At 71.6% G+C, this 22,114-nt stretch carries 18 protein-coding genes; 9 read left to right on the forward strand and 9 right to left on the reverse strand.

What is annotated here, in order from left to right; translation table 11 throughout:
• Positions 1–70 precede the first annotated feature (70 nt).
• Together DEA06_RS10665 and DEA06_RS10670 are read left to right on the forward strand one after the other, a co-directional pair.
• Positions 71–1,441: a deoxyribodipyrimidine photo-lyase gene (locus DEA06_RS10665; protein WP_116647985.1), complete on the forward strand. Its 1,371-nt coding sequence runs from the start codon at positions 71–73 to the stop codon at positions 1,439–1,441.
• A gap of 82 nt (positions 1,442–1,523) precedes the next feature.
• A complete protein-coding gene (locus tag DEA06_RS10670; RefSeq protein WP_116647986.1) occupies positions 1,524–2,585 on the forward strand; it encodes an LLM class flavin-dependent oxidoreductase in 1,062 nt (353 codons plus the stop codon).
• A 90-nt stretch (positions 2,586–2,675) separates the two neighbouring features.
• On the opposite strand, the gene pheA is transcribed toward DEA06_RS10670, so the two are convergent.
• Positions 2,676–3,629 carry a prephenate dehydratase gene (gene pheA, locus DEA06_RS10675; protein WP_116648206.1) on the reverse strand — a complete coding sequence of 318 codons (954 nt, stop codon included), beginning with the start codon at positions 3,627–3,629 and terminating at the stop codon, positions 2,676–2,678.
• A 503-nt stretch (positions 3,630–4,132) separates the two neighbouring features.
• Between pheA and DEA06_RS10680 the strand changes: the two genes are divergently transcribed.
• Positions 4,133–6,382, forward strand: coding sequence for a glycosyltransferase family 2 protein (locus DEA06_RS10680; RefSeq protein ID WP_116647987.1), 2,250 nt, complete (start codon positions 4,133–4,135; stop codon positions 6,380–6,382).
• Positions 6,379–7,914 (forward strand): chitinase, encoded by a 1,536-nt coding sequence (locus DEA06_RS10685; protein ID WP_116647988.1) that lies wholly within the window; start codon positions 6,379–6,381, stop codon positions 7,912–7,914. Before DEA06_RS10680 ends, DEA06_RS10685 begins: the two co-directional genes overlap by 4 nt.
• Here DEA06_RS10685 and DEA06_RS10690 read toward each other — a convergent pair whose 3' ends face one another.
• Both DEA06_RS10690 and DEA06_RS10695 read right to left on the reverse strand, forming a co-directional pair.
• Positions 7,915–10,017 (reverse strand): ATP-binding protein, encoded by a 2,103-nt coding sequence (locus DEA06_RS10690; RefSeq protein ID WP_116647989.1) that lies wholly within the window; start codon positions 10,015–10,017, stop codon positions 7,915–7,917.
• A 7-nt stretch (positions 10,018–10,024) separates the two neighbouring features.
• The gene (locus DEA06_RS10695; RefSeq protein WP_116647990.1) at positions 10,025–10,681 is read right to left on the reverse strand and encodes a response regulator transcription factor; all 657 of its coding nucleotides are present in this window, start codon (positions 10,679–10,681) and stop codon (positions 10,025–10,027) included.
• 101 nt (positions 10,682–10,782) lie between these two features.
• Between DEA06_RS10695 and pgm the strand changes: the two genes are divergently transcribed.
• Positions 10,783–12,429 carry a phosphoglucomutase (alpha-D-glucose-1,6-bisphosphate-dependent) gene (gene pgm / locus DEA06_RS10700; protein WP_116647991.1) on the forward strand — a complete coding sequence of 549 codons (1,647 nt, stop codon included), beginning with the start codon at positions 10,783–10,785 and terminating at the stop codon, positions 12,427–12,429.
• A gap of 85 nt (positions 12,430–12,514) precedes the next feature.
• Here the strand turns inward: pgm and DEA06_RS10705 are convergent, their stop codons facing one another.
• From DEA06_RS10705 to DEA06_RS10720, 4 genes are all read right to left on the reverse strand, one after another.
• On the reverse strand, positions 12,515–13,555 hold the full coding sequence (locus DEA06_RS10705) for an NAD(P)-dependent alcohol dehydrogenase (RefSeq protein WP_116647992.1): 1,041 nt from the start codon (positions 13,553–13,555) through the stop codon (positions 12,515–12,517).
• A complete protein-coding gene (locus DEA06_RS10710; RefSeq protein ID WP_116647993.1) occupies positions 13,552–14,679 on the reverse strand; it encodes a glycerate kinase in 1,128 nt (375 codons plus the stop codon). The genes DEA06_RS10705 and DEA06_RS10710 overlap by 4 nt, the downstream gene beginning before the upstream one ends.
• Positions 14,680–14,704: 25 nt before the next feature.
• The gene (locus DEA06_RS10715) at positions 14,705–15,019 is read right to left on the reverse strand and encodes a metal-sensitive transcriptional regulator (RefSeq protein ID WP_116647994.1); all 315 of its coding nucleotides are present in this window, start codon (positions 15,017–15,019) and stop codon (positions 14,705–14,707) included.
• A gap of 94 nt (positions 15,020–15,113) precedes the next feature.
• The gene (locus DEA06_RS10720; RefSeq protein ID WP_116647995.1) at positions 15,114–16,769 is read right to left on the reverse strand and encodes an FAD-dependent oxidoreductase; all 1,656 of its coding nucleotides are present in this window, start codon (positions 16,767–16,769) and stop codon (positions 15,114–15,116) included.
• Between the two features lie 416 nt (positions 16,770–17,185).
• Between DEA06_RS10720 and DEA06_RS10725 the strand changes: the two genes are divergently transcribed.
• Positions 17,186–18,037 carry a hypothetical protein gene (locus DEA06_RS10725; RefSeq protein WP_133241749.1) on the forward strand — a complete coding sequence of 284 codons (852 nt, stop codon included), beginning with the start codon at positions 17,186–17,188 and terminating at the stop codon, positions 18,035–18,037.
• Between the two features lie 23 nt (positions 18,038–18,060).
• The gene (locus DEA06_RS10730) at positions 18,061–18,402 is read left to right on the forward strand and encodes a hypothetical protein (RefSeq protein WP_133241750.1); all 342 of its coding nucleotides are present in this window, start codon (positions 18,061–18,063) and stop codon (positions 18,400–18,402) included.
• A gap of 4 nt (positions 18,403–18,406) precedes the next feature.
• Here the strand turns inward: DEA06_RS10730 and DEA06_RS16575 are convergent, their stop codons facing one another.
• Entirely contained in the window at positions 18,407–18,547 is a 141-nt protein-coding gene (locus DEA06_RS16575) for a hypothetical protein (protein ID WP_165817978.1), read from the reverse strand.
• A gap of 94 nt (positions 18,548–18,641) precedes the next feature.
• Positions 18,642–19,613: a LacI family DNA-binding transcriptional regulator gene (locus DEA06_RS10735; protein ID WP_240606913.1), complete on the reverse strand. Its 972-nt coding sequence runs from the start codon at positions 19,611–19,613 to the stop codon at positions 18,642–18,644.
• A gap of 54 nt (positions 19,614–19,667) precedes the next feature.
• Here DEA06_RS10735 and galT point away from each other — a divergent pair, with 54 nt between their 5' ends.
• Positions 19,668–20,843, forward strand: a complete 1,176-nt coding sequence (gene galT / locus DEA06_RS10740; protein WP_116647998.1) for a galactose-1-phosphate uridylyltransferase — start codon at positions 19,668–19,670, stop codon at positions 20,841–20,843.
• On the forward strand, positions 20,840–22,006 hold the full coding sequence (galK, locus tag DEA06_RS10745; RefSeq protein ID WP_116647999.1) for a galactokinase: 1,167 nt from the start codon (positions 20,840–20,842) through the stop codon (positions 22,004–22,006). Before galT ends, galK begins: the two co-directional genes overlap by 4 nt.
• Positions 22,007–22,114: the final 108 nt, after the last annotated feature.

Here is a 22,114-nt window from a genome sequence, read left to right on the forward strand (position 1 = left end):
CGACACCTTCACGCTGTAAGGGGGTGTCAAGCCCGACGATCACGGTCGGCGCCGCCGATAGCGTGGCGGGATGGTGAGTCCCTCCGTCGTCTGGTTCCGCGACGATCTGCGGATCGCCGACAACCCGGCGCTGCGCGCCGCCGTCGACCGCGGCGAGCCGGTGATCTGCCTCTACGTGCTCGAGGGCGACGCCGACGGGATGCGCGAGCTCGGCGGGGCGGCGAAGTGGTGGCTGCACCACAGCCTCGACTCGCTCGGCGAGCGCCTGCGCGAGCGCGGTGGCGCCCTCGTGCTGCGCCGCGGCCGAGCGGCCGACATCGTTCCCGCGGTGGTGGCGGATGCGTCTGCCGGGGCCGTCTTCTGGAACCGTCGCTATGGCGGGGCCGAGCGCGAGATCGACGCCGGGATCAAGGCCGCCCTGCGCGATGACGGGGTCGAGGTGGCATCCTTCGCCGCATCCGTGCTGTTCGAGCCGTGGACCGTGCAGACCGGATCGGGCACCCCGTACTCGGTGTTCACCCCCTTCTGGCGCGCATGCCAAGACCTCCCGGCGCCGCGGGCGCCGCTGTCGGCGCCCCGCGAGATCGACGCTCCCGGGACCCTGCCCGACTCCGACGACCTCGGCACGTGGGAGCTGCTGCCCACGAAGCCCGATTGGGCCGGCGGATTGCGCGAGGCGTGGGAACCCGGAGAGCCCGCCGCCCTCAGACGACTGAAGGGCTTCCTCGACGACGACCTCGGCGACTACGACCGCTCGCGCGACGAACCGGCGGGCGAGGCGACCTCGCACCTGTCCCCTTATCTGCGGTGGGGCGAGGTCAGCCCGTACCAGGTGTGGCACGAGACGGTGAAGCAGCGCAGCACGGGCGCCCACGCGGCATCCGCCTCGCGATTCCTCTCCGAGATCGGCTGGCGCGAGTTCGCCTGCCACACGCTCTTCCACTTCCCCGATCTGGCCACGAAGAACTGGCGCAGCGGCTTCGACGCCTTCCCGTGGCCGCGGCTGAACCCCGAGCACCTCGAGGCGTGGCAGCAGGGACGCACCGGGGTGGCCCTCGTCGATGCCGGCATGCGGGAGCTCTGGCACTCGGGCGCGATGCACAATCGCGTGCGCATGGTGACGGCGTCGTACCTCGTGAAGAACCTGATGATCGACTGGCGCCTCGGCGAGCAGTGGTTCTGGGACACGCTGGTCGACGCAGACGGGGCGAGCAACCCGTTCAACTGGCAATGGGTCGCCGGCTCCGGCGCGGACGCCGCCCCGTACTTCCGCATCTTCAACCCCGAGCTGCAGCGCAAGAAGTTCGACGCGCACGACGAGTACGTCCGTCGGTGGGCACCGGATCATCTCGACGGGAACGCCCCCGAACCGCTCGTCGACCTCGGCGACACACGCCGCCAGGCCCTCGCCGCGTACGAGGACGTCAAGCGGGCGCGCTGAGCGGCACCGGGGCCGAAGAACACGCCCCAAACCCGGCGCGCGACCCGGAATGCGAGCGGATGCTGCGTCGTTGCATCCGGCGATGACTACTCCGCCGCTCGCCCTCTCCGTTCTCGATCTCATCCCGGTCCGAGCCGGCCAGTCGAGCGCGCAGGCCGTTTCCGCCTCCCTCGACCTCGTCGCCCGTGCCGAAGAGCTCGGCTACCGCCGATACTGGTTCGCCGAGCACCACAACATGCCCGCCGTCGCCTCGACGACGCCGCCGGTGCTGATCGCGGCAGCCGCCGGACGCACCAGCCGCATCCGCGTCGGGTCGGGCGGCGTCATGCTGCCGAACCACTCCCCGCTGGTCGTGGCCGAGCAGTTCGCCGCGCTCGAGGCGGTCGCACCGGGGCGGGTCGACCTCGGGATCGGTCGCGCCCCCGGCTCCGACCCCGTGATCACGCAGCTGCTCTTCCGGTCGGGCACGACGAGCGACGTCGACCGCTTCCCCGAGCACATCCGCGACATTCTCGCGCTCACCTCCCCGGAGGGCGCCACCGTGCGCTTCAGCTCCGGCGGCGAGTACACGGTGCACGCGACACCCGCAGCATCCGGCTCGCCCGAGGTCTGGCTGCTCGGATCGAGCGACTATTCCGCATCGCTCGCGGCCGCACTGGGCCTGCCGTACGTCTTCGCGAACCACTTCTCGGGCCACGGGCTCGAGCGAGCGCTCGACCTCTACCGCACCGGGTTCCAGCCGAGTGAGACCCTCGCCGCGCCGCGCACGTTCCTCACGGTGAACGCGGTGGCCGCCCCGACCGCCGACGAGGCCGAGGCGCGGGCGCTGCCGCAGCTGCGCATGATGGCGCGTCTGCGCTCGAACATGCCTCTCGTGCCGCTCGAGACCGTCGAGCAGGCGCGCGCGCTGCCGTTCGATGCGATGGCCGAGTCGCTGATGTCGCAGACGCGCGCGACGTGGTTCGTGGGCACGGGCGACTCCGTCGCCGCCGAGCTCACCGCATTCGCCGCCCGCCACGGGGTCGACGAGGTCATGCTCTCACCGATCGCCGGCGCCTTCGACGGTGAGCCGCTCGACGCGGCCGACGGACGGGTGCAGACGCTGTCGCAGGTCGCCGGCGCGCTCGTTCCCGTCGCCGCCTGACGCGCCGCATCCGGCCGTCGACACACCCCATCCGGCCGAGACACCCCGCCTGGCGCGGTGTCTCGGCCGGTCGCGGTGTCTCAGAGGTCGCTACGCCTCGGGCTCGCCGCTGATGAGCGAGCGCAGCCAGTCGCGCGCCTCGACGAAGACGTCGTCGGAGTAGCGATCGGGGTAGCGGACGATCGCGCGATCGGCGCGGGCGTACGAGCCGAGGAAGATCATCTTCGGGCTGAAGCGGCGCAGCCCGAGGAGGGCGTCGGCCATGCGCTCGTCGTACACGTGGCCGTCGGCGTCGATGACGAAGCGGTAGCGCCCGAGTGCATCGCCGATCGGGCGCGACGCCAGCAGGCTCAGGTTGATGCCGCGCGTCGCGAACTGCTCGAGGAGCTCGAGCAGGGCACCCGGGTGGTCCTCGGGCAGCTCGACGATCAGAGAGGTCTTGTCGGCACCGGTCGGCGGTGCCGGCGCGACCGTGCGGCTGACGAGCACGAACCGGGTCACGGCATTCGGGTTGTCGCCGATGCTCTCGGCGAGCACGGCGAGATCGTGATGGGCCACGATGCCGGGGGCCGCGATCGCGGCGTCGGCGTCGCTCGTGCCGTCGAGGATCCCGAGGGCGCTGGCGACGTTGCTGGCCGCGGGGATGTGCGCGTGCGCGGGCAGGGCGTCGGTCAGCCAGCCGAGGCACTGGGCGTAGGCCACCGGATGGCCCGCCACGAGCGACACATCCTCGAGCCGGGTGCCGGGTCGCCCGACGAGCACGAAGTTGACCGGCACCAGATACTCGCCGACGATCCGAAGACCGGGCATCGTGGCCAGCGCGTCCTGTGCGGTCGAGACCCCGCCGTCGACGGAGTTCTCGATCGCGATCATCGCGGCATCCGATCGTCCCTCGACGACGTCGGCGAGCGCCTCACCGACGTTCCTCACTGCGCGCCAGTGCTGATCGCGGGCCTCGGGCACCTGTGCGAGCGCGGCCTCCGTGAAGGTTCCCGCCGGCCCGAGGTAGCTGTATGTGCGGCGGGTGGGGGCGGTCTCGGGCATCACGGCGATCAGCCTAGCCCCCACCGACCACCCCACCCGCCCACCGGAGGCCCCCCTGAGCTCCGGGAGAAGCAGCATCTCGGCGCGGGTCCGCGATGACGTATCCGTGGTGCCGACGGCTGCGCCTGCGGCACCGGGGTGCTGCTTCGTCCGATCCTCGGCGCGAGGTCGTCCGCGCCGTGGGAGTATGCGTCGCATCCGGCGTCCGAGTCCCGAGGGCGCACAGCAGGTTGCTGCGGGAAGGTGGTCGCGCCCCCAGGGCTCGAGCATCGGTGCGACTCGATACACGCTACGCAAGCCCGTGGGCCGCGTCCGTGGACGCCGACCACCGAAAATGGTGGTTTTCCGCATCCGGCCACAACCCCCCGAAACAGTGGCCCGAGGGGGTCTCGTGCCCGGGGGTGCGGGTCGACAATGTGTGCGGCCTCCTCCCCGAGGGCCAGCCGTCCGACAGATCCGCGCTGAAGCGTTCTCGTACCGCGCGGACGAAAGGTCCCGCCGCCATGACCCGATCAGCACCCGGCCGCTCGCGCACCGCATCCACGCGCCACCGCCGACGCGAACGCACGAACACCGCCCGCACGCAGCCGGCGATGCACGCACGCCCGGGCCGGGCCGTGATCGTGCGCGCCCGATTCGCGGTGGCCCTGTGCGCGGGACTGTGGGCGCTGTATATGACCACCGTCGCCGTCACGCTCGCGCGCGGCGAGGCGCTGACCTCGGTGTGGCATCTCCTCGGCACGATCGTGTTCCTGGTCTCGGTGACCGCCCTCACCTTCTCGGCATGCATGTACCTCCTCGCCCGCGCCGGCGCGCTGCCGCGTTTCGAGCGCCACCGCCGCGCACGTCGGGCCGACATCGACGCGTTCTTCGCCGAGAACCCGGTGCGCGTGCTCGCGCTCGTGCCCTCCTACGCCGAGGATCCGGCCGTTGTGCGCATGAGCCTCTGGTCGGCGGCCCTGCAGGAGGTGCCCCACCTGCGCGTGGTGCTGCTGCTCGACGATCCTCCGGCGCCCTCCGATCCGACCGTCGCCGCGCGTCTCGATGCGACCCGAGCGGTCGCCGTCGAGATCACCGAGGCCCTGCAGCCCGTCCGCAGCGAAGCTCGGGCGGTGATCGACGACATCGTCCGGCACCCCGCTGCCGTCGTCGACGTCGCACGGGTGGCCGACGTCTACGACCAGGCGACCGCCTGGTTGCGGCGGATGGCCGACTCCGAACCGACCGGGACCAACGTCGAGCTGTTCTTCGTCGAGCGCGTGCTGCGCTCCCTGGCCGACGACCTCGACGCATCGGCGTCGGCGCTGCGCGAGGCCGGCGAAGACGCGAGCTACGCGCTCGATCAGGGACGCGCCCTGCAGCTGCTGCGCCGGGTGTCGTCGATCTTCTCCGTGGAGACCGACGTCTTCGAACGCAAGCGGTACGCGTCGTTGTCGCACGAGGCCACGAAGGCGATGAACCTCAACGCCTACCTCGGTCTGATCGGCGGGCGCCACCGGCTGCGTGTCGCCGGCGCCACCGCGACTGAATCGCTCCGCTCCCCCGAGGAACGGTACGAGATCGTCGAGGTTCCGGAGTGCGATCTCGTGCTCACCCTCGACGCCGACTCCCAGCTGCTGCCCGAGTACGCGCTACGGCTGGCCCACCAGCTCCACCAGCCCGGCTCCGAGCGGGTGGCCGTCATCCAGACTCCCTACTCGGCCTACCGGGGCACCCAGACGCGGATCGAACGCCTGGCCGGCGCGACGACCGACCTGCAGCACGTCGTGCACCAGGGGCTCACCGCCTTCTCCGCGACCTTCTGGGTCGGGGCCAACGCGATCATCCGCCGCGCCGCCCTCGAAGACCTCCGACGCACCACGGTGGAGGACGGCGTCGAGGTCGTCCGGTTCATCCAGGGCGTGACCGTCATCGAAGACACCGAGTCGAGCATCGACATCGTCGATCACGGCTGGAGCCTGTGGAACTACCCCGAGCGGCTGAGTTACAGCACCACCCCTTCCGATTTCGGCTCGCTCGTCATCCAGCGCCGCCGATGGGCGAACGGCGGGCTTCTGGTGCTGCCCCGCCTCCACGCCCTCACCGTCCGACGTCGCGGAACCGGCCATCCCCTCACACTGGTGGAGCGGATGCTGCGCGCCAACTACCTCGGCTCCATCGCCTGGGTGACGGTGGGGTTGCTGGTGCTCATGACCGTCTTCCCGCTCGACGGCGAGCTGGTCAGCATCGTCCTGCTCCTGATCGCATTGCCCTACTTCATCGAGATGGCCCGCGACCTGCGCTACCTCGGGTACCGGCGGATCGACGTGCTCGGGATCTACGGGCTGAACCTCCTGCTCGTCGCCGTCAACCTCGCCGGCACGATGGCCTCCATCGCGCAGGCGCTCTCCGGTGGGACGTCGGCCTTCGCCCGCACCCCGAAGGTGCACACCCGCACTCCCGCGGGTGCCCTCTACGTCGTCGCACCGTTGGCCATCGCCGTCGGCGCCGCGCTCATCGGCCTCCGCGCAGCATCCGAGGGCGCCTGGCCGGCCGCGGCGTTCGCCGCCTTCACGGCGCTGTGCATCGCCGGGGCCGTGGTGCGGCTGATCGGCGTCCGGAACGCGATCTCCGACATCTGGAACGGGTGGTTGGAATGGATCTGGGTGGACGCTCCCGCGGCGACCCGTGAGCCTCGAGGCGAGCACGCCGCACAGCCCTGGCGTCGCGTGCTCGAAGACGGCGTGCTCGAGCCGACCGGGGCACTCCGATGAGCCCGCGCAGCGCTCGCTCCGGAACGCGGTTCGCCGGCCGTCGCCTCTCGCCGATCCGGGCGGTGTCGACGGTCGCGGCCGCGCTCGCCGCCGGAGCGGTGGCCGTCGGCGCCGCGATCACGCCGTTCCTGCCGACCGACGTGGCGGCAGCGAACGACCACCGATGGTTCGCCGGGTACTACGACGTCACCCTCGAGGACGGTGAGAAGCTCGCCCGCAGCAACCTCGCCGACAGCGCGGGTGGCGTCGTGCTCGCGTTCGTCGTCGCGGCCGACGAGCACGACTGCACGCCGACGTGGGGGAAGGCCTACGGACTCGACGACGCGGCCGGTCGATTCGAACTCGACCGTCGCGTCGCCCGCCTGGTCGGCGAGGGGCGGCCGGTGGCGGTCTCGTTCGGCGGCGCCGTCAACACCGAGCTCGCCGTCGCGTGCACCGACACCGACGATCTCGTCGGCGCCTACCGCGACGTCGTCGATCGGTACGGGGTCGACACGATCGACCTCGACATCGAAGGAGACACCCTCTCCGACACGGCGGCCTCGACGCGGCGGGCCGAGGCGATCGCCGCGCTGCAGCAGGAGCGCGCGGCCGATGATCGAGTGCTGACGGTCTGGCTGACGCTCCCCGTGGCGCCCGACGGGCTCACCTCCGAAGGGCTCGCCCTGGTGGAGGACATGCTCGATGCGGGTGTGGAGATCGCGGGCGTCAACGCGATGACCATGAACTACGGCAGCGGGGGAACCGCCTCGCTCATCGATCTCAGCACGGGTGCTCTCGACGCGACCGCCGCGCAGCTGCGCGAGACCTGGACCGCGCGCGACCTCGCACTGCCGCCGGGAGGCGTGTGGAGCATGCTCGGAGCGACGCCGATGATCGGGCGCAACGACGTCCCTGGAGAGGTGTTCTCGACCGACGACGCCCGCGCACTGAACGCCTTCGCCACGGAGCGTGGCATGGCCCGGCTATCGATGTGGTCGATCAACCGGGATCGCACGTGCGGCTCGAACTACGTCTACACGGGTGTCGTGTCGAACGAGTGCAGCGGCGTGGAGCAGGTCGGAGAGCGGTTCGCCGACCTTCTCGCCGAGGGATACGTCTCCCCCGCGACAGCCACCGCCGCACCCCGAACTCCCGGGGTCCCCGACGATCCCGAGACCAGCCCCTACCCGATCTGGACGTCGACGACGTATTACTCCGCCGGAGTGACGGTGGTCTGGAACGGGTCGGTCTATATCTCGAAATGGTGGAACGAGGACGGCGCAGCGCCCGACGACCCGAGCCTGGACGCCGCAGCATCCGCGTGGACGTACCTCGGACCGGTCCTCGCGACCGACCACCCGTTCACCCTGCCGACCCTCCCCGAGGGCACCTACCCCGGCTGGGATCCGGCGACCCTGTACGACCAGGGCGATCGGGTCATGTGGGAGGGGACGGGATACGAGGCCCGGTGGTGGTCGCAGGGGAAACGACCGGACCGCTCGGTGCTCGACCGCGACTACTCGCCGTGGAAGGTGCTCACCGAGCCCTGATCACCCTCCGAACGTCGACGAACGCCCATCCACGAGCGCCTGCGCGCGATGCGGGCGGTCCGCCGGCAGGAGGCGTCCGACGAACTTGCGCTCGGCGCGCGCGAGCTCCCCGGACATCCAGTCGGTGATGGACGGGAGGTCGGCGTCGGCGGGGGTCGCATCGCCCGCGTCGTCGAGGAGCACCACGTCGACCCCGCGGATGCGAGCGGCCATGGCTGCGTCGATCACGGCCTCGCTCAGCAGACGCCCGGCACGGTAACCATCGCGCAATCTGCCCTCGACCGCCCGCGCCAGCGCCCGGTCGGCGTCGGCGAGCTGCTCCCCTCTCGCAACACGCTCGAGAAGGGGGCGCGCATAGCGGTCGACCTCGTGGGCGTGGATGTCGAGTTCGCGCTGCACGGCGGCGTCCCACGCTCCGCGCCGTGCGACCTGCAACACCTTGTCGGCCACCGCGATCGTGGAACGCCGGAGGCGCGCGAGCGCGAACGCCGCGGTGGCCCCGAGACCGACGACGACGGCCGTGCGCACACCGGCGCTGACCAGTTGCACCGGCGCTCCCCCGCGCACGGAGGCGTCGGCGGCGAGGACCAGCAGCATCGCCGCGGCGCCGCCCAGGGCGATCATGGGCCTGCCGCGCAGCGCGACGAAGACGAGCACGAATCCCGCCGCGGGCAGGAACCACCCCGTGCCATAGGTGATGGGGGCCGGGGTCGCGACGAGGGCGACGGCCACCACCACCCACAGGAGGGCGGCCGTGACCGAGGCCCGAACGACGGACAACACCGAGCGCGGGGCGCGACGGACCACCTCGGCGGCGGCGAGCACCCCGGCGAGGGTGAAGAGAGTCGGCAGCGGCCAGCTGCTCCCGAGCGCCGCGGCTATCGCGATGAACGACTGGGCGACGAGGAACAGCCCCGCGGCCGCCGTCATCCGCAGCCGGAGCGCGCCCCGGGTGCGGTCGCTCGGGTCGGGGGCGGGGAGAGGCGGTCGCCAGGTGAGCTGCACCGTCGTGCCGTCGCCGGGCGTCGACAGCACCACCGCATCGCCGCCGGGAACCGCCCGCATGACGCCGATGATGCTCAGCGCGATGCCCAACCGGTCGGCGGCGACCGCCGAGGGGTCGAACCCCGACCCGTCGTCGCTGATCTCGACGCGCGCGCCGTCCGCGTCGAGCGAGACACTCACGCGGCGACGGCTCCCGTCGGCATGTCGGATGCTGTTGTCGAGCGCTTGTCGCGCGGCCGTCACCAGGGCGCGCGCCACGTCGTCCTCCGCGGTGACCGCATCGGCGGTCGCAGACACATCGACCCGCGCGTCGGCGCGGAGGGCCGCCCCACGAAGATCCGCGAGCCAGTCCGTCTCCCCGTCGCGGTGATCGACGATCCCCGTCGCCCGCAGCGCCTGACGGCGAACGGCATCCGCCGTCAAGGGGAGTGCGTCCGCCGCGCCGCGGAGAGCGGCCAGCACCTCATCGTGAACGAAAGCGGCGCCACGCGCACGGGCAGCCAGGCGACCCCGCTCCGTCGCCTCGCGGCGGATGGCGGCCTCGGCGCGGTCGGTCGCCGCGTCCAGCTCCACCGCGGCGCGCAGGACGCTCGCACCGACCACGCACAGCAGACCCGCCGAGAGCATCGCCTGCGCGTCGTTCACGAAGCCGTTGAGCGAGTACCCGCCCAGCACCACCCGGTACACCGCGATCATGACCGACCACGAGGCGATGACCACCCACCCGAGGCGCTCGCCTCCCGCCACGACCGTCGCCAGAGCGACGACGCCGATGCTCGTCATCGACCATGGCACGGTCCCCCCGCCGCTGACCAGACCCGTCGCCGGCGCGAAGGAGAACATACCGACCGCGTAGGCCGCCACACCGATACCGGCTCCCACCCGCACCACCCGCGCCGACGACCACGGCGCCGCAGCCGCGACGAGGGTCAGCACGGCGTACGCCGCGCCGCTCAGCATCAGATGCCAGAACGGCACCCCCGCCCGCCCCGACGGGTCGGCGACCAGGGTGCCGACGAGCATCGACACGACCGCCGAGATGCCGACGGCGACCATCAGCAGGCGCAGAGTGGCCAGCTCCGCGCGGCCGACGTTCATCGAGAGGTCAGCCGCGACTCGGGACAGGCACGAAGCCGTCCTCGATACCGCGTCGGTAGAGATCGACCTTCGTCGTGGCCGGGCGCCCGATCAGGCGATAGACCGACCGGATGCGGCGCAGATGATCGTTGACGGTGTTCTCGCTCACGAAGAGCGCCGCGGCGACCTCTCGCGCACCCATCCCGGAGGCGTAGAGCGACAGCACCTCGCGCTCGCGAAGAGTCAGCGGCGCCGCGTGGAGGGTCGGGTCGGTGTCCAGCGCCGACGCCCACTCCGTGCTCGGCACATGCTCGCCGGCCGCGGCCGCGGTCATGACGGCCACCAGTTCGTCACCCGGAGTCGACTTTCGCGCGATCCCGAGCGCCTCGGTGCGCGAGGCCTCGCGGATGAGGAAGGGGTTCTCCGCCGACGTGAGAACAAGAACGTGCGCGCCCCAGGCCCGCAGCGTGTCGACATTGCGGTCGGGCGTCGTGTCGTCTCTCAGGCTGAGATCGAGCAGCACCAGATCCGCGTCGCGCGTCTGAGCGACCATGTCGGCGACCGATCGCTCGTGCCGGGCGAAGACGAGCCCCTCGGCCCCTTCGACCAGGCTGCGAACGGCAAGCCCCACCAGTTCATGATCGTCGACGATCGCGATGCGCGCCGGCCCCGCCCCTTGCCCCATCTGACTGAGTATGGCCTAACCCGAGGGTCGGCAGGGGTGCGAAACCAGCAGTTCGTGTCAAAGGCGTCCCGCAACGGGCTCTCACCGGGCAGACTGGGGGAATGAGCAGTCGCGCAGGACGCCCCGCCGAAGCATCCGATCTCATCGACATCGATGAACTGATCTCGGCCTATTACGACCGCAAGCCCGATGTGACGATCCCGGAGCAGCGCGTCGCCTTCGGCACGAGCGGCCACCGCGGCTCGTCGTTGTCGACGAGCTTCACCGAGAACCACATCCTCGCCACCACCCAGGCGATCGTCGACTACCGTGCGGCGCAGGGGATCCGCGGGCCGCTGTTCCTCGGCCGCGACACGCACGGGCTGTCGCTGCCCGCCGAGCGCAGCGCGATCGAGGTGCTCGTCGCGAACGGCGTCGACGTGCGCATCGACGCACGCGACTCGTGGGTGCCCACCCCGGCGCTGAGCCTGGCGATCCTCAACCACAACCGCGGCAAGGCGCTCGATGACCCGACCCGCGGCGACGGCATCGTCGTCACCCCCAGCCACAACCCTCCCCGTGACGGCGGCTTCAAGTACAACCCGCCCCACGGCGGCCCCGCCGACACCGACGCGACGAGCTGGATCGCCGACCGCGCGAACGAGCTCATCGCCGCCGACCTCGAGGGCGTGCAGCGCACGCGTTACGCCGACATCGACGGCGAGGCGCTCGGCGAGTACGACTTCCGCGAAGCGTACGTGCGCGACCTCGAGGGGATCATCGACATCGAGGCGATCAAGCGCGCCGGCGTGCGCATCGGCGCCGACCCGCTCGGCGGCGCATCGGTGGAGTACTGGCAGCTCATCGGCGAGCACTACGGCCTCGACCTCACGGTCGTGAACCCCGATGTCGACCCGACGTGGCGCTTCATGACGCTCGACTGGGACGAGAAGATCCGCATGGATCCCTCGTCTCCGTCCGCGATGGCCGCGCTCGTCGCCCGCCGCGAGGAGTACGACATCCTCACCGGCAACGACGCCGACGCCGACCGCCACGGCATCGTCACCCCCGACGCGGGCCTGATGAACCCGAACCACTACCTCGCCGTCGCGATCGACTACCTCTTCGCGCACCGGCCGGGCTGGCCTGCGGATGCCGCGGTCGGAAAGACGCTCGTGTCGTCGATGATCATCGACAAGGTCGCCGCGTCGCTCGGCCGCACCCTCCTCGAGGTGCCGGTGGGCTTCAAGTGGTTCGTGCCGGGCCTCCTCGACGGTTCGGTCGCGTTCGGCGGCGAAGAATCGGCCGGGGCGTCGTTCCTGCGCACCGACGGAACGGTCTGGACGACCGACAAGGACGGCATCCTGCTCGCCCTGCTCGCCGCCGAGATCCTCGCGGTGACCGGCAAGACTCCGTCGCAGCGCTACGCGGAGCTCGAAGACACCTACGGCTCGTCGGCGTACCAGCGGGTCGATGCGCCCGCCTCCCCCGCGCAGAAGGCGGCCCTCGCGAAGCTCTCGCCCGACGCGGTCACCGCGACCGAGCTCGCCGGCGAGCCCATCACGGCCAAGCTCTCGCACGCTCCGGGCAACGGCGCGGCGATCGGCGGCCTGAAGGTGCAGACCGAAGACGCGTGGTTCGCCGCGCGCCCCTCCGGCACCGAAGACGTCTACAAGCTCTACGCGGAATCGCTCCGCGGCGAAGGCCACCTCCGCGAGGTGCAGGAGCAGGCGCGCGCGGTCGTCGCCGAGGCCCTCGGCGGGTCCTGACCCGCAGCATCCGCTCACGACGACACCCCGGCCTCATCGAGACCGGGGTGTCGTCGTTCGTCGCTGCGCACGCAGCGGCGGCGGGTCAGATGGTGGCGGCGTCGATCACGAAGCGGTACCGCACGTCGCTGGCGAGCACGCGCTCGTAGGCCTCGTTGATCTGCGCGGCGTCGATGAGCTCGACCTCGGGCGCGATGCCGTGCTCGGCGCAGAAGTCGAGCATCTCCTGCGTCTCACGGATGCCTCCGATGCTGGAGCCGGCGAACGAGCGGCGGTTCGAGAACAGCGTGAACACCTGGATCGGCAGCGGCTCGGGCGGCGCGCCGACGTTGACCATCGTGCCGTCGAGCGAGAGCAGACCGAGGTACTGCTTCAGGTCGAGCGGTGCGCTCACGGTGTTGACGATGAGGTCGAGGCTGTTCTTGAGCGTCTCGAACGTCTCGGGGTCGCTCGTGGCGTAATAATGGTCGGCGCCCATGGCGAGGCCGTCGTCCTTCTTGCGCAGGCTCTGCGACAGCACGGTCACCTCGGCGCCCATCGCGTGCGCGATCTTGACCGCCATGTGCCCGAGCCCGCCGAGGCCCACGACGGCGACCTTCTTGCCGGGTCCGGCGTTCCAGTGGTGCAGCGGCGAATACGTCGTGATGCCGGCGCAGAGCAGGGGAGCCGCCTTCTCGTACGGGATCGCCTCGGGCACACGCAGAACGAAGTCCTCGTCGACGACCACCTTCTGCGCGTAGCCGCCCTGGGTGATCGAGCCGTCGCGGTCGACGTTGGCGTAGGTTCCGACATTGCCCTTCAGGCAGTACTGCTCCTCGCCGGCGAGGCAGTTCTCGCACTCGCGGCAGGAGTTGACCATGCATCCGACGCCCACGCGGTCGCCGACGGCGTGGCGGGTGACGTCGGAGCCGACCTCGGCGACGGTGCCGACGATCTCGTGCCCGACCGTGAGCGGGTAGGCGACCTCGCCCCACTCGCCGCGGATCGTGTGGATGTCGGAGTGGCAGATGCCCGCGTAGGCGATGTCGATGAGCACGTCGCGCGGGCCGACCTCGCGGCGGTCGATCGTCGTGGGCTCGAGGGGGGAGGTGGCGGATGCGGCGGCGTACGCGCGAACGGTGGTCATGTGACTCCTCGGGGATGGAGTTCGAGCGTATCCGCGAGCCGGGCCCCCGCGGCGCGGATTGACACGACGGGATCGAGCACTGCCGCCGCGGCCGACCCCGCGAGCTCGGCCAGCGACACGGTCGCCGTGAAGGCCGACACGTCGGCGTCGGCGGAGAGGCGACCGCAGACGAGCGCCGTGCGGCCGGGAGCCAGCGCCGCGACGAGCGCCGGCACCTTGCCCGCGGCCGACTGCCGGTCGTACGCACCCTCGCCCGTGACGACGTGGTCGGCGGATGCGGCGGACTCGACCAGTCCCGTCAACGCGGCGATCTCCGGCGCGCCCGCGACCAGGTCGCCACCCCAGGCGAGAAGCGCCCAGCCCGTACCGCCCGCGGCCCCGGCGCCCGGAGCGGCCGCGTCGACCGCGGGCGCGAACGACGCCAGGCGTGCCAGGCCCGCGTCGGCGCGGGCGAGGCCCGCAGCATCCATCCCCTTCTGCGGACCGAACACCCGGGCCGCACCCCGTGCGCCCAGCAGGGGGTTCTCGACGTCGGTGAGCACGCGCACTCCCCCGGGCGGGAGCGGCGCGAGTGCGGCGAGGTCGACGGCCGCGAGACGCTGCAGCCCCTCGGCCCCCGCGGGGATCGGGTCGCCCGCCGCATCGGTGAACCTCGCCCCGAGCGCGCGGAGGAGGCCGACCCCGCCGTCGGTCGAGGCGCTCGAGCCGATCGCGAGCACGAGCTGCGAGACCCCCGCGGCGAGAGCGGCGGCCACGGCGCGGCCGAACCCGAGGGTGGACGCCGTCCACGGGCGAAGCGCCCCGTGCAGCAGCTCGATGCCCGACGTCTGCGCGAGCTCGACCACCCCGATCCCCGCCGGCGCATCGGCTGTGGCGGGGAGGCGGAGCCATACCGCGCCGACGGGTTCACCCGCCGGACCGGGCACGGTGACGGGCACGCGCACGGCCCCCCGAACGGCCGCCGCCACGGCATCGAGCGTGCCCTCCCCACCGTCGGCCATCGGCGAGAGCACGATCTCGTCGCGGGGGCGCACCGCGCGCCAGCCCGCGGCGAGCGCGGCCGCCGCATCCGGTGCCGTGACGGTGCCCTTGAAGCTGTCGGGTGCCATCACGATGCGGGCCATGCCACCATCCTGGCGCCGCACCCGCTCAGGCGAGGGTGAGGAACAGCTTCTCGAGCTCGGCCACGGTGAGCCCGCCGCCCGTCTCGCTCGCCCGTCCCTCCGACGCCTCGCCCGCGGTCGCCTCGTCGTCCAGGCATTCGCGCATGGCCGTCGAGATGATCGCGAAGCCCGCCCTGTCGAGGGCGCTCGAGACGGCGGCGAGCTGCGTGACGACATCGCGGCAGTCGCCGCCGCTCTCGACGGCGGAGATGAGACCCGCCAGCTGACCCTGGGCGCGCTTCAGCCGGTTCGCGATCTTGCGGGTCGCGGCGGGGTCTCGAAGCTGACCGGACGAGCTCATTCGCGACCCCCTCTGGCCGGTGTCGGCGCTGATCGAAGGAGCGTGCGAGGGGTGAGACGGGACATACGTCTGCTTCTTTCTCGAGGTCGGGCGGTCATGCGTGGGGGGCTTGCGCGGAAGGATTCTGCGATGCCGATGTTCCGGCGCTCCAGGTGAGCCAGCCGCCGTCGAGGTTGCGGACGTCATGGCCGAGCTGGGTGAGGAGCCGCACGGCGGTGTGGCCGCGCTGCCCGACCTGGCAGTGCACGACCAGCGGCGCGTTCGGAAGCTCCCGGTGTCGCGCCCGCAGCTCGTCGAGGGGCATGAGCACCGCGCCGGGAATCAATCCGGCGGCGTGCTCGGCGGCCGACCTCACGTCGACGACGACCGCCCCCGCCGCCCGGTAGTCGCTGAGCTCGTGCCATTGGATCGATCGGTCGATCCCCCGCGCGATGTTCTCCGCGACGTTGCCCAGCAGGTTGATCGGGTCTTTCGCGGATCCGTATTGCGGGGCGTAGGCGAGCTCGAGATTCGAGAGCGACGAGGCGGTGAGACCGGCCGCCATGGCCACCGCGATCACGTCGAGGCGCTTGTCGACCCCGTCTCCTCCGACGATCTGCGCGCCGAGGATGCGGTCATCGTTCGGATCCACGAGCAGCTTCATCGCCATCTGCTCCGCACCCGGGTAGTACGTCGCGTGCGAGAACGGATGCGTGTGGATCACCCGGTGCGCGCGGCCGGCCGCCGCGAGCCGCCTCTCGCTCCACCCGATGAGACCGATGGTCACGCCGAGCACGCCCACGATGGAGGTGCCCGATGCCGGCGCGGCCTCCCCCGCGTCGTGCCCGGCGATGTCGTCGGCCGCCGCGCGACCGTGTCGGTTCGCGAGCCCCGCCATGGTCACCAGCGTGGGCTCGGCGTCGATGCGGTCGATCTTCTCCACTCCGTCGCCGACGGCCCAGACCGAGGCGACGCTCGTGCGCTGGCGGCGGTCGACGGCGATTCCGCCGGTCGGGCCGATGGCGAGGCCGGCAGCCCGGGCGAGACCGCTCTCCGGGGCGACGCCGCTCGCCTGGACGACCAGATCGGCGGGAACCTCGGTCCCGTCGCTCAGCCGGACGACCCCGGGGGCGCTTCCGACGACCGTCGTACCGCACCGCACGTCGACTCCGGCGTGTTCGAGCACCCGGCGCACGGGGGCAGCCATCTCGGGGTCCAAGGGCGAGAGAACCTGCGGCCCGCGCTGGACGAGCGTCACGTGAGCCCCTCGGGCCAGCAGGTTCTCCACGGCCTCCAGACCGATGAACCCGGCCCCCACCACGACCGCTCGAGGCTCGTCGACGTCGGCGAGCACGCTCATGATCCGATCGACGTCGTCGAGGCTCCGCAACGTCGTGTTCGGCACCGCACCGTGGCGCGGTTCGGCGGAGGCACCCATGGCCAGCACGAGATCGTCGTAGTGCTCCGTGCGAGATACGCCCGAGTCGAGGTCGACGACATCGACGGTGTGCGCGACCGGATCGATCGCCACGACCTCGTGCCGCACCGCCACGGTGATCCGAAACCTCGCGGTGAGCGCCTCGGGTGTCTGGAGCAGGAGGGAGGAACGCTCGGCGATCGCCCCGCCCACGTAGTACGGAAGACCGCAGTTCGCGAACGACACGTGGGACCCTCGCTCGAAGACGACGATCTCCCGGTCCTCGTCGAGCCTGCGCAGGCGCGTGGCGGCCGACATTCCCCCGGCGACCCCGCCGACAATGATCGTTCTCATAGGTCCCATGATACCCCCGGGGGTATATTGCTCGCAGCAGACACCGCGTCTGCGATGAGCAGACACCGCGTCTGCGATGAAAGGGGTTGCGATGTGCCGTCAAGTGACGTGCCGAACGTGCGGCAAGACGAGTTGGGCCGGCTGCGGCCAGCACGTCGACGAAGTGATGCGCGGAGTGCCGCGGGCCGATCGCTGCCCGGGCCACCCGAAGTCCGAGACCTCGGGCGGCGTTTTCGCGCGGCTGTTCGGGCGCGTCTCGAACTGAACCCCCCGACGTCGCCCGATTCCCGTGCACTGCGGAGGAGATGTGCACACCGGAGGGAGCTCTGGCTCACAGCATCCTCCGTACCGCACATCGCCTCCCGTGTGTGCGGGAGCGGCGCTCCGCGAGAGCGCCGCTCGTGGGAGAGTGGGGCATGCGCTGGGGACGTCGCCGAGAGATGGCTCACGACACCTTCGATAAGGCCGGGCTGCCGGGCTTCTCCCGCGTCGACGGACTGCTCCTGCGCGAAGGGCCCGGGGACGCCGTTCCGATGGCCGTCTTCGAGGACGCGATCCCCACGGTCACCGAACGCCGACGGATACTCGAGCGCGGCTACGGCCTGCATGTGCTGGGCGTTCCGGCCGCACATCGAGATCTCACGTTCCTGAGCGACTTCCTGGGATTGACCGCTCTCAGCGTGACCGGGGTCGACTACGACACCCGGCCCGTCAGTGAGATCACGACGCTCGAGCATCTGTCGCTGGAGGTCTTCGGTGCGCCCGAAACGGACCTCCGTCCGCTCACCTCGCTGACGTCTTTCGCGGGCGCATGGGAGACCAACCAATCGGTCTTCGAGATCGCCACTCTTGAGCGGGCGTCTTTCCATGACGTGGAGGCGAGTGCTGTGACCGAGATCCCGGCTCACCTCCTCGAGCTCGACCTGGCGAGCGCACCGCGCATCCGCTCGCTCCACGGCACCCGGGACGGCGACGCGGCGCTGCGCCGACTCTCGATCGACCGGGCCCGCCTCTTCGATGCGACCAGTCTCACGACATTCCCCCACCTCTCTGCCCTCGCGATCAGCGATGTCACTCGGCTCGTCGGCACGGCGGCCCTCGCCGACCTTCCGCTTCGAGAGCTGGGGCTCCTGAACTGTCGCCACATCGCGGACATGGCGGAACTCGCCCGGCTGACGAACGTCCGCGCGACGGTGACGGGCAGGTTGGCCGCCTCGATAGCCGAGATACGCACCGGCTGCGAACCACCGTGGGAGTACACGACCTAGCGGCGGCGGCTATCGTGTCCGGCATGATGCCCTCGCCCCAGGCTCCGCCGGAGCGTCGGGTGATCCGCATGTTCTGCGACTACGGACGGCGCCACCCGCTATGGGAGAGCTCGACCCCGACCTGGGACGTCGACTACACCACGACGCCGGAGACGTACGGCCTGTCTCCGGAGCTGGCCGAGAATCTCGAGGGATGGCAGGCCTTCTTCGAGAGCCACGGCGATCCTTTCGAGGGATGGGACAGCGATGCCAACCTGCAGAAGTGGCTGCGCGACGGCGCCTGGCTCGCCGACCGCCTCCAGGCGGAGGTTCAGTCGTTCGCCGATGTCAGACGCGAGTTCGGTCCGCTGAACGATCGCGAATGATCGGTCAGGCCGGCTCGGTGGTGCGGATCAGACCGCAGTTCACGCACGACCACGCCACGAGGAACCGCTCATCGTCGAGGATCTCGAACGTGAGCGGATCGCCGCAGGTCGGACACGACCGCGGGTCGGGGGCCTGCGCGCTCATCCGCCCAGCCTAGGGATCCGCCGAGTTGCCGCAGTCTGGGGCGTCAGAGCCGGGCGTGACCCCGGGTTGTGGCACCTCACCAGCGAGCGCGCGGTCAGACCGCTGAGCTCGACCGCACCACGAGGGCGGGCGGGAGCGACACCAGGGGCGCGGCCTCTCGGCCCTCGATCAGTGCGATCAGGGTCGCGACGGCGCGCGCGCCGAGCTCGTCGAAGTCCTGACGGACGGTCGTGAGGGGCGGGCGGAACTCCGCCGCATCCACGATGTCGTCGAAGCCCACCACCGCGACGTCGTCGGGCACCCGCCGGCCGGCATCGGCGAAGGCGCGCAGGGCACCCAGCGCCATCTGGTCGTTCGCCACGAACACGGCCGTGGAATCGACAAGACCGGATGCTGCGGCGTGCCCCGACCGCGACGTCCAGTCGCCGCGGGCAACCGGCGGCGGGGTGACCCCCGCAGAGGAGAGCACCTCTCGCCAGCCGCGCTCGCGCTCGACGGCGGCGAAGGAGTCGGCGGGCCCCGCGAGATGGTGCACCGTCGGGTGCCCGAGATCGAGCAGGTGCCGGGTGGCCGCGGCCGCACCCGCGGCGTGGTCGGTCTGCACGAGGGCGAAGCGGTCGTCGGGGGCAGAGTCCACGGCGACGAGTCGCATGCCCTCGGGCACCGCGGCTTCGCGCGTGAGGGGGGTCGCTTCGTTCAGCACGATGGCACCGCCCACTCCCTCGTCGTGGAGCCGGGCGAACGCCTCGAGCATGCCCCGCTCGCCGCGGGCGGTGGCGACCGTGAGGGCGTAGTCGCCGGCGGCCGCGACCTCGGCGATGGACTGCAGCATCCGGGAATTGCCGACGGTCGCGAGCGTCGAGACGATGAGCCCGATCGTGCGGCTCTGCCCCGTGCGCAGCGCGCGAGCCGCGCGGTGCATGCGGTAGCCCAGATCGCTCATCGCGCGCTCGACGCGGGCACGGGTCTCAGGATCGACCCGCGGACTGTCGTTCGCCACCCGCGAGACGGTCTGCGCCGATACCCCCGCGCGCTCGGCGACATCCGCCATCGACACTCGCAGCATCCTGACCTCCCTGGTCATGTTGACGATATCACGCGCGCAAGCTAGCGTGTTATCGTGAACACGCAACGCATCGACGCGGTCCCCCTCGGCGGGGGAGTCGCGAAGCGCTCCACCCGCCTCGCCGACGGTCGGGAGCTCATCTACTTCGACGACCCGGGCACTGCCCTGGGCCCCGATCGCGCGATCGACGAGCGCACCCTCGACCCGAGGCCGGCGACGGCGACGATGCGGCAGGACGTGCTCACCGGCGACTGGATCTCGATCGCCTCCGCCCGGCAGAACCGTGCGTTCCTTCCGCCGGCGAACCTCGACCCGCTGGCACCGCAGACGCCGACCAACCCGTCGGAGATCCCCTCGCTCTACGACGTCGCCGTGTTCGAGAACAAGTCGCCCTCCTTCGGCCCCGCGCTCGCGCAGGCCACCGGCGACGCCCCCGCCGGAGACGATGCTCCGGCCGGCGACGACGACCTCGTCGAGCTCGGCCTCGGACGCAGCCGCACCTCGGTCGGCCGCTGCGAGGTCGTGTGCTTCAGCCCGGCCCACGAAGGGTCGTTCGGCTCACTGGGCGTCGTCCGTGCCCGCACCGTCATCGAGGCGTGGGCCGACCGGACCGCCGCACTGTCGGCGCTCCCGGGCATCGAGCAGGTGTTCCCGTTCGAGAACCGCGGCGAGCAGATCGGCGTCACCCTCGCGCACCCGCACGGCCAGATCTACTCCTACCCCTACGTCACCCCGCGCACGCGCCGTCAGCTCGAGGCCGTCGAGAAGGTCGGCGGCGACCTGTTCGCCCGCATCCTCGAGTCGGAGCAGTCGTCCGAACGCGTGGTCGTGCGGGGCGAGCATTGGACGGCGTTCGTGCCGTTCGCCGCGCGCTGGCCGATCGAGGTGCATCTGCTCCCCCACCGCCATATCCCCGACCTCGCCGCGACCAGCGACGCCGAGCGCGACGAACTCGCCCCGCTCTACCTGCGGCTGCTCCGCGGCATCGACGCTCTCTACGACACCCCGACCCCCTACATCGCCGCCTGGCACCAGGCGCCCGTACGTGTCGGTCGCGACGGCATCCGCCTGCACCTGCAGCTGACGTCGCCGCGGCGCGCGGCCGACAAGCTCAAGTTCCTCGCCGGCAGCGAATCGGCCATGGGTGCGTGGATCGCCGACGTCACCCCCGAGTCCCAGGCCGAGCGCATCCGCGCGGCCATCGCATCCGTTCCCGAGGTGTGCGAATGACCGTGTCGCTCTCCGCAGCATCCGCCCTGCTGGCCACCCTCACCGATCGCGCTCCCGAGGGGGTGTGGTCGGCTCCGGGCCGTGTCAACCTCATCGGTGAGCACACCGACTACAACGAGGGCTTCGTGCTGCCGTTCGCGATCGGGCACCGCACGGCCGCGGCCCTCGCGGTGCGCGACGACGACGTCATCCGGGTAGCCAGCACGTTCGCCGACGGACCCGTCGAGGTCGCGCTCTCCCAGCTCGACGCGGCGATCGACGCCGGCGGGCTCGGGTGGGCCGCCTACCCGCTGGGCGTCGCGTGGGCGCTGCGCGCCGCGTCGACCGCGGGCATCGCGCGCGGTGTCGACATCGCCATCGCGTCCGACGTGCCCGTCGGCGCCGGGCTGTCGTCGTCGGCGGCCATCGAGAGCTCGGTCGCCTCGGCCCTCAACGACGTGTGGGGCGCGGGCCTCGACCTCGTCGCGCTCGCCCGCGTCGGGCGGATCGCCGAGAACGACGCGGTCGGGGCTCCCACCGGCATCATGGACCAGATGGCGTCGATGCTCGGCCGCCCGGATGCGGCGACCTTCCTCGACTGCCGCACGCTCGAGGCCGACTCCGTCGACCTCGGGTTCGACGCGGCAGGGCTCGAGATCCTCGTCGTCGACACCCGCGTCGAGCACGCGCACTCGTCGGGCGGGTACCGCGAGCGTCGCGCGTCGTGCGAAGCGGGCGCCGCCGCGCTCGGCGTCACCTGGCTGCGCGACGTCTCGGTCGCCGACCTCGACCGCGCACGCGAGATCCTCGACGACGAGACCTTCCGCCGAGTGCGTCACATCGTGACCGAGAACCAGCGCGTCCTCGACACGGTGGCGACCCTGCGCGCAGACGGACCGACGGCGATCGGCGAGCTGCTGACGGCGTCGCACGCGTCGATGCGAGACGACTTCGAGATCTCGGTGCCCGAGCTCGACCTCGCCGTCGACACGGCGCTCGAGGCCGGCGCCCTCGGCGCGCGGATGACCGGCGGCGGGTTCGGCGGGTCGGCGATCGCACTTCTGCCGCGCGAGAAGATCGCGGATGCTGCGGCCGCGGTCGAGCGCGCCTTCACCGCCGCGGGCTACACCGCCCCGCACCTGTTCACCGTCGCCGCCTCGGAGGGCGCCCGGCGCGACGCCTGACCCGATCTCTCGACGCTCCGAGGATGCCGCCGCGTTCGGCGGGATCGCGTCTGCGAAGCCTCCGGTGGGCGTGAGCGCCGCAGCATCCGTTCTTCGACGCATGGTCGG

Source organism: Microbacterium sp. Gd 4-13 (assembly GCF_003095395.1).
Lineage (GTDB): Bacteria > Actinomycetota > Actinomycetes > Actinomycetales > Microbacteriaceae > Microbacterium.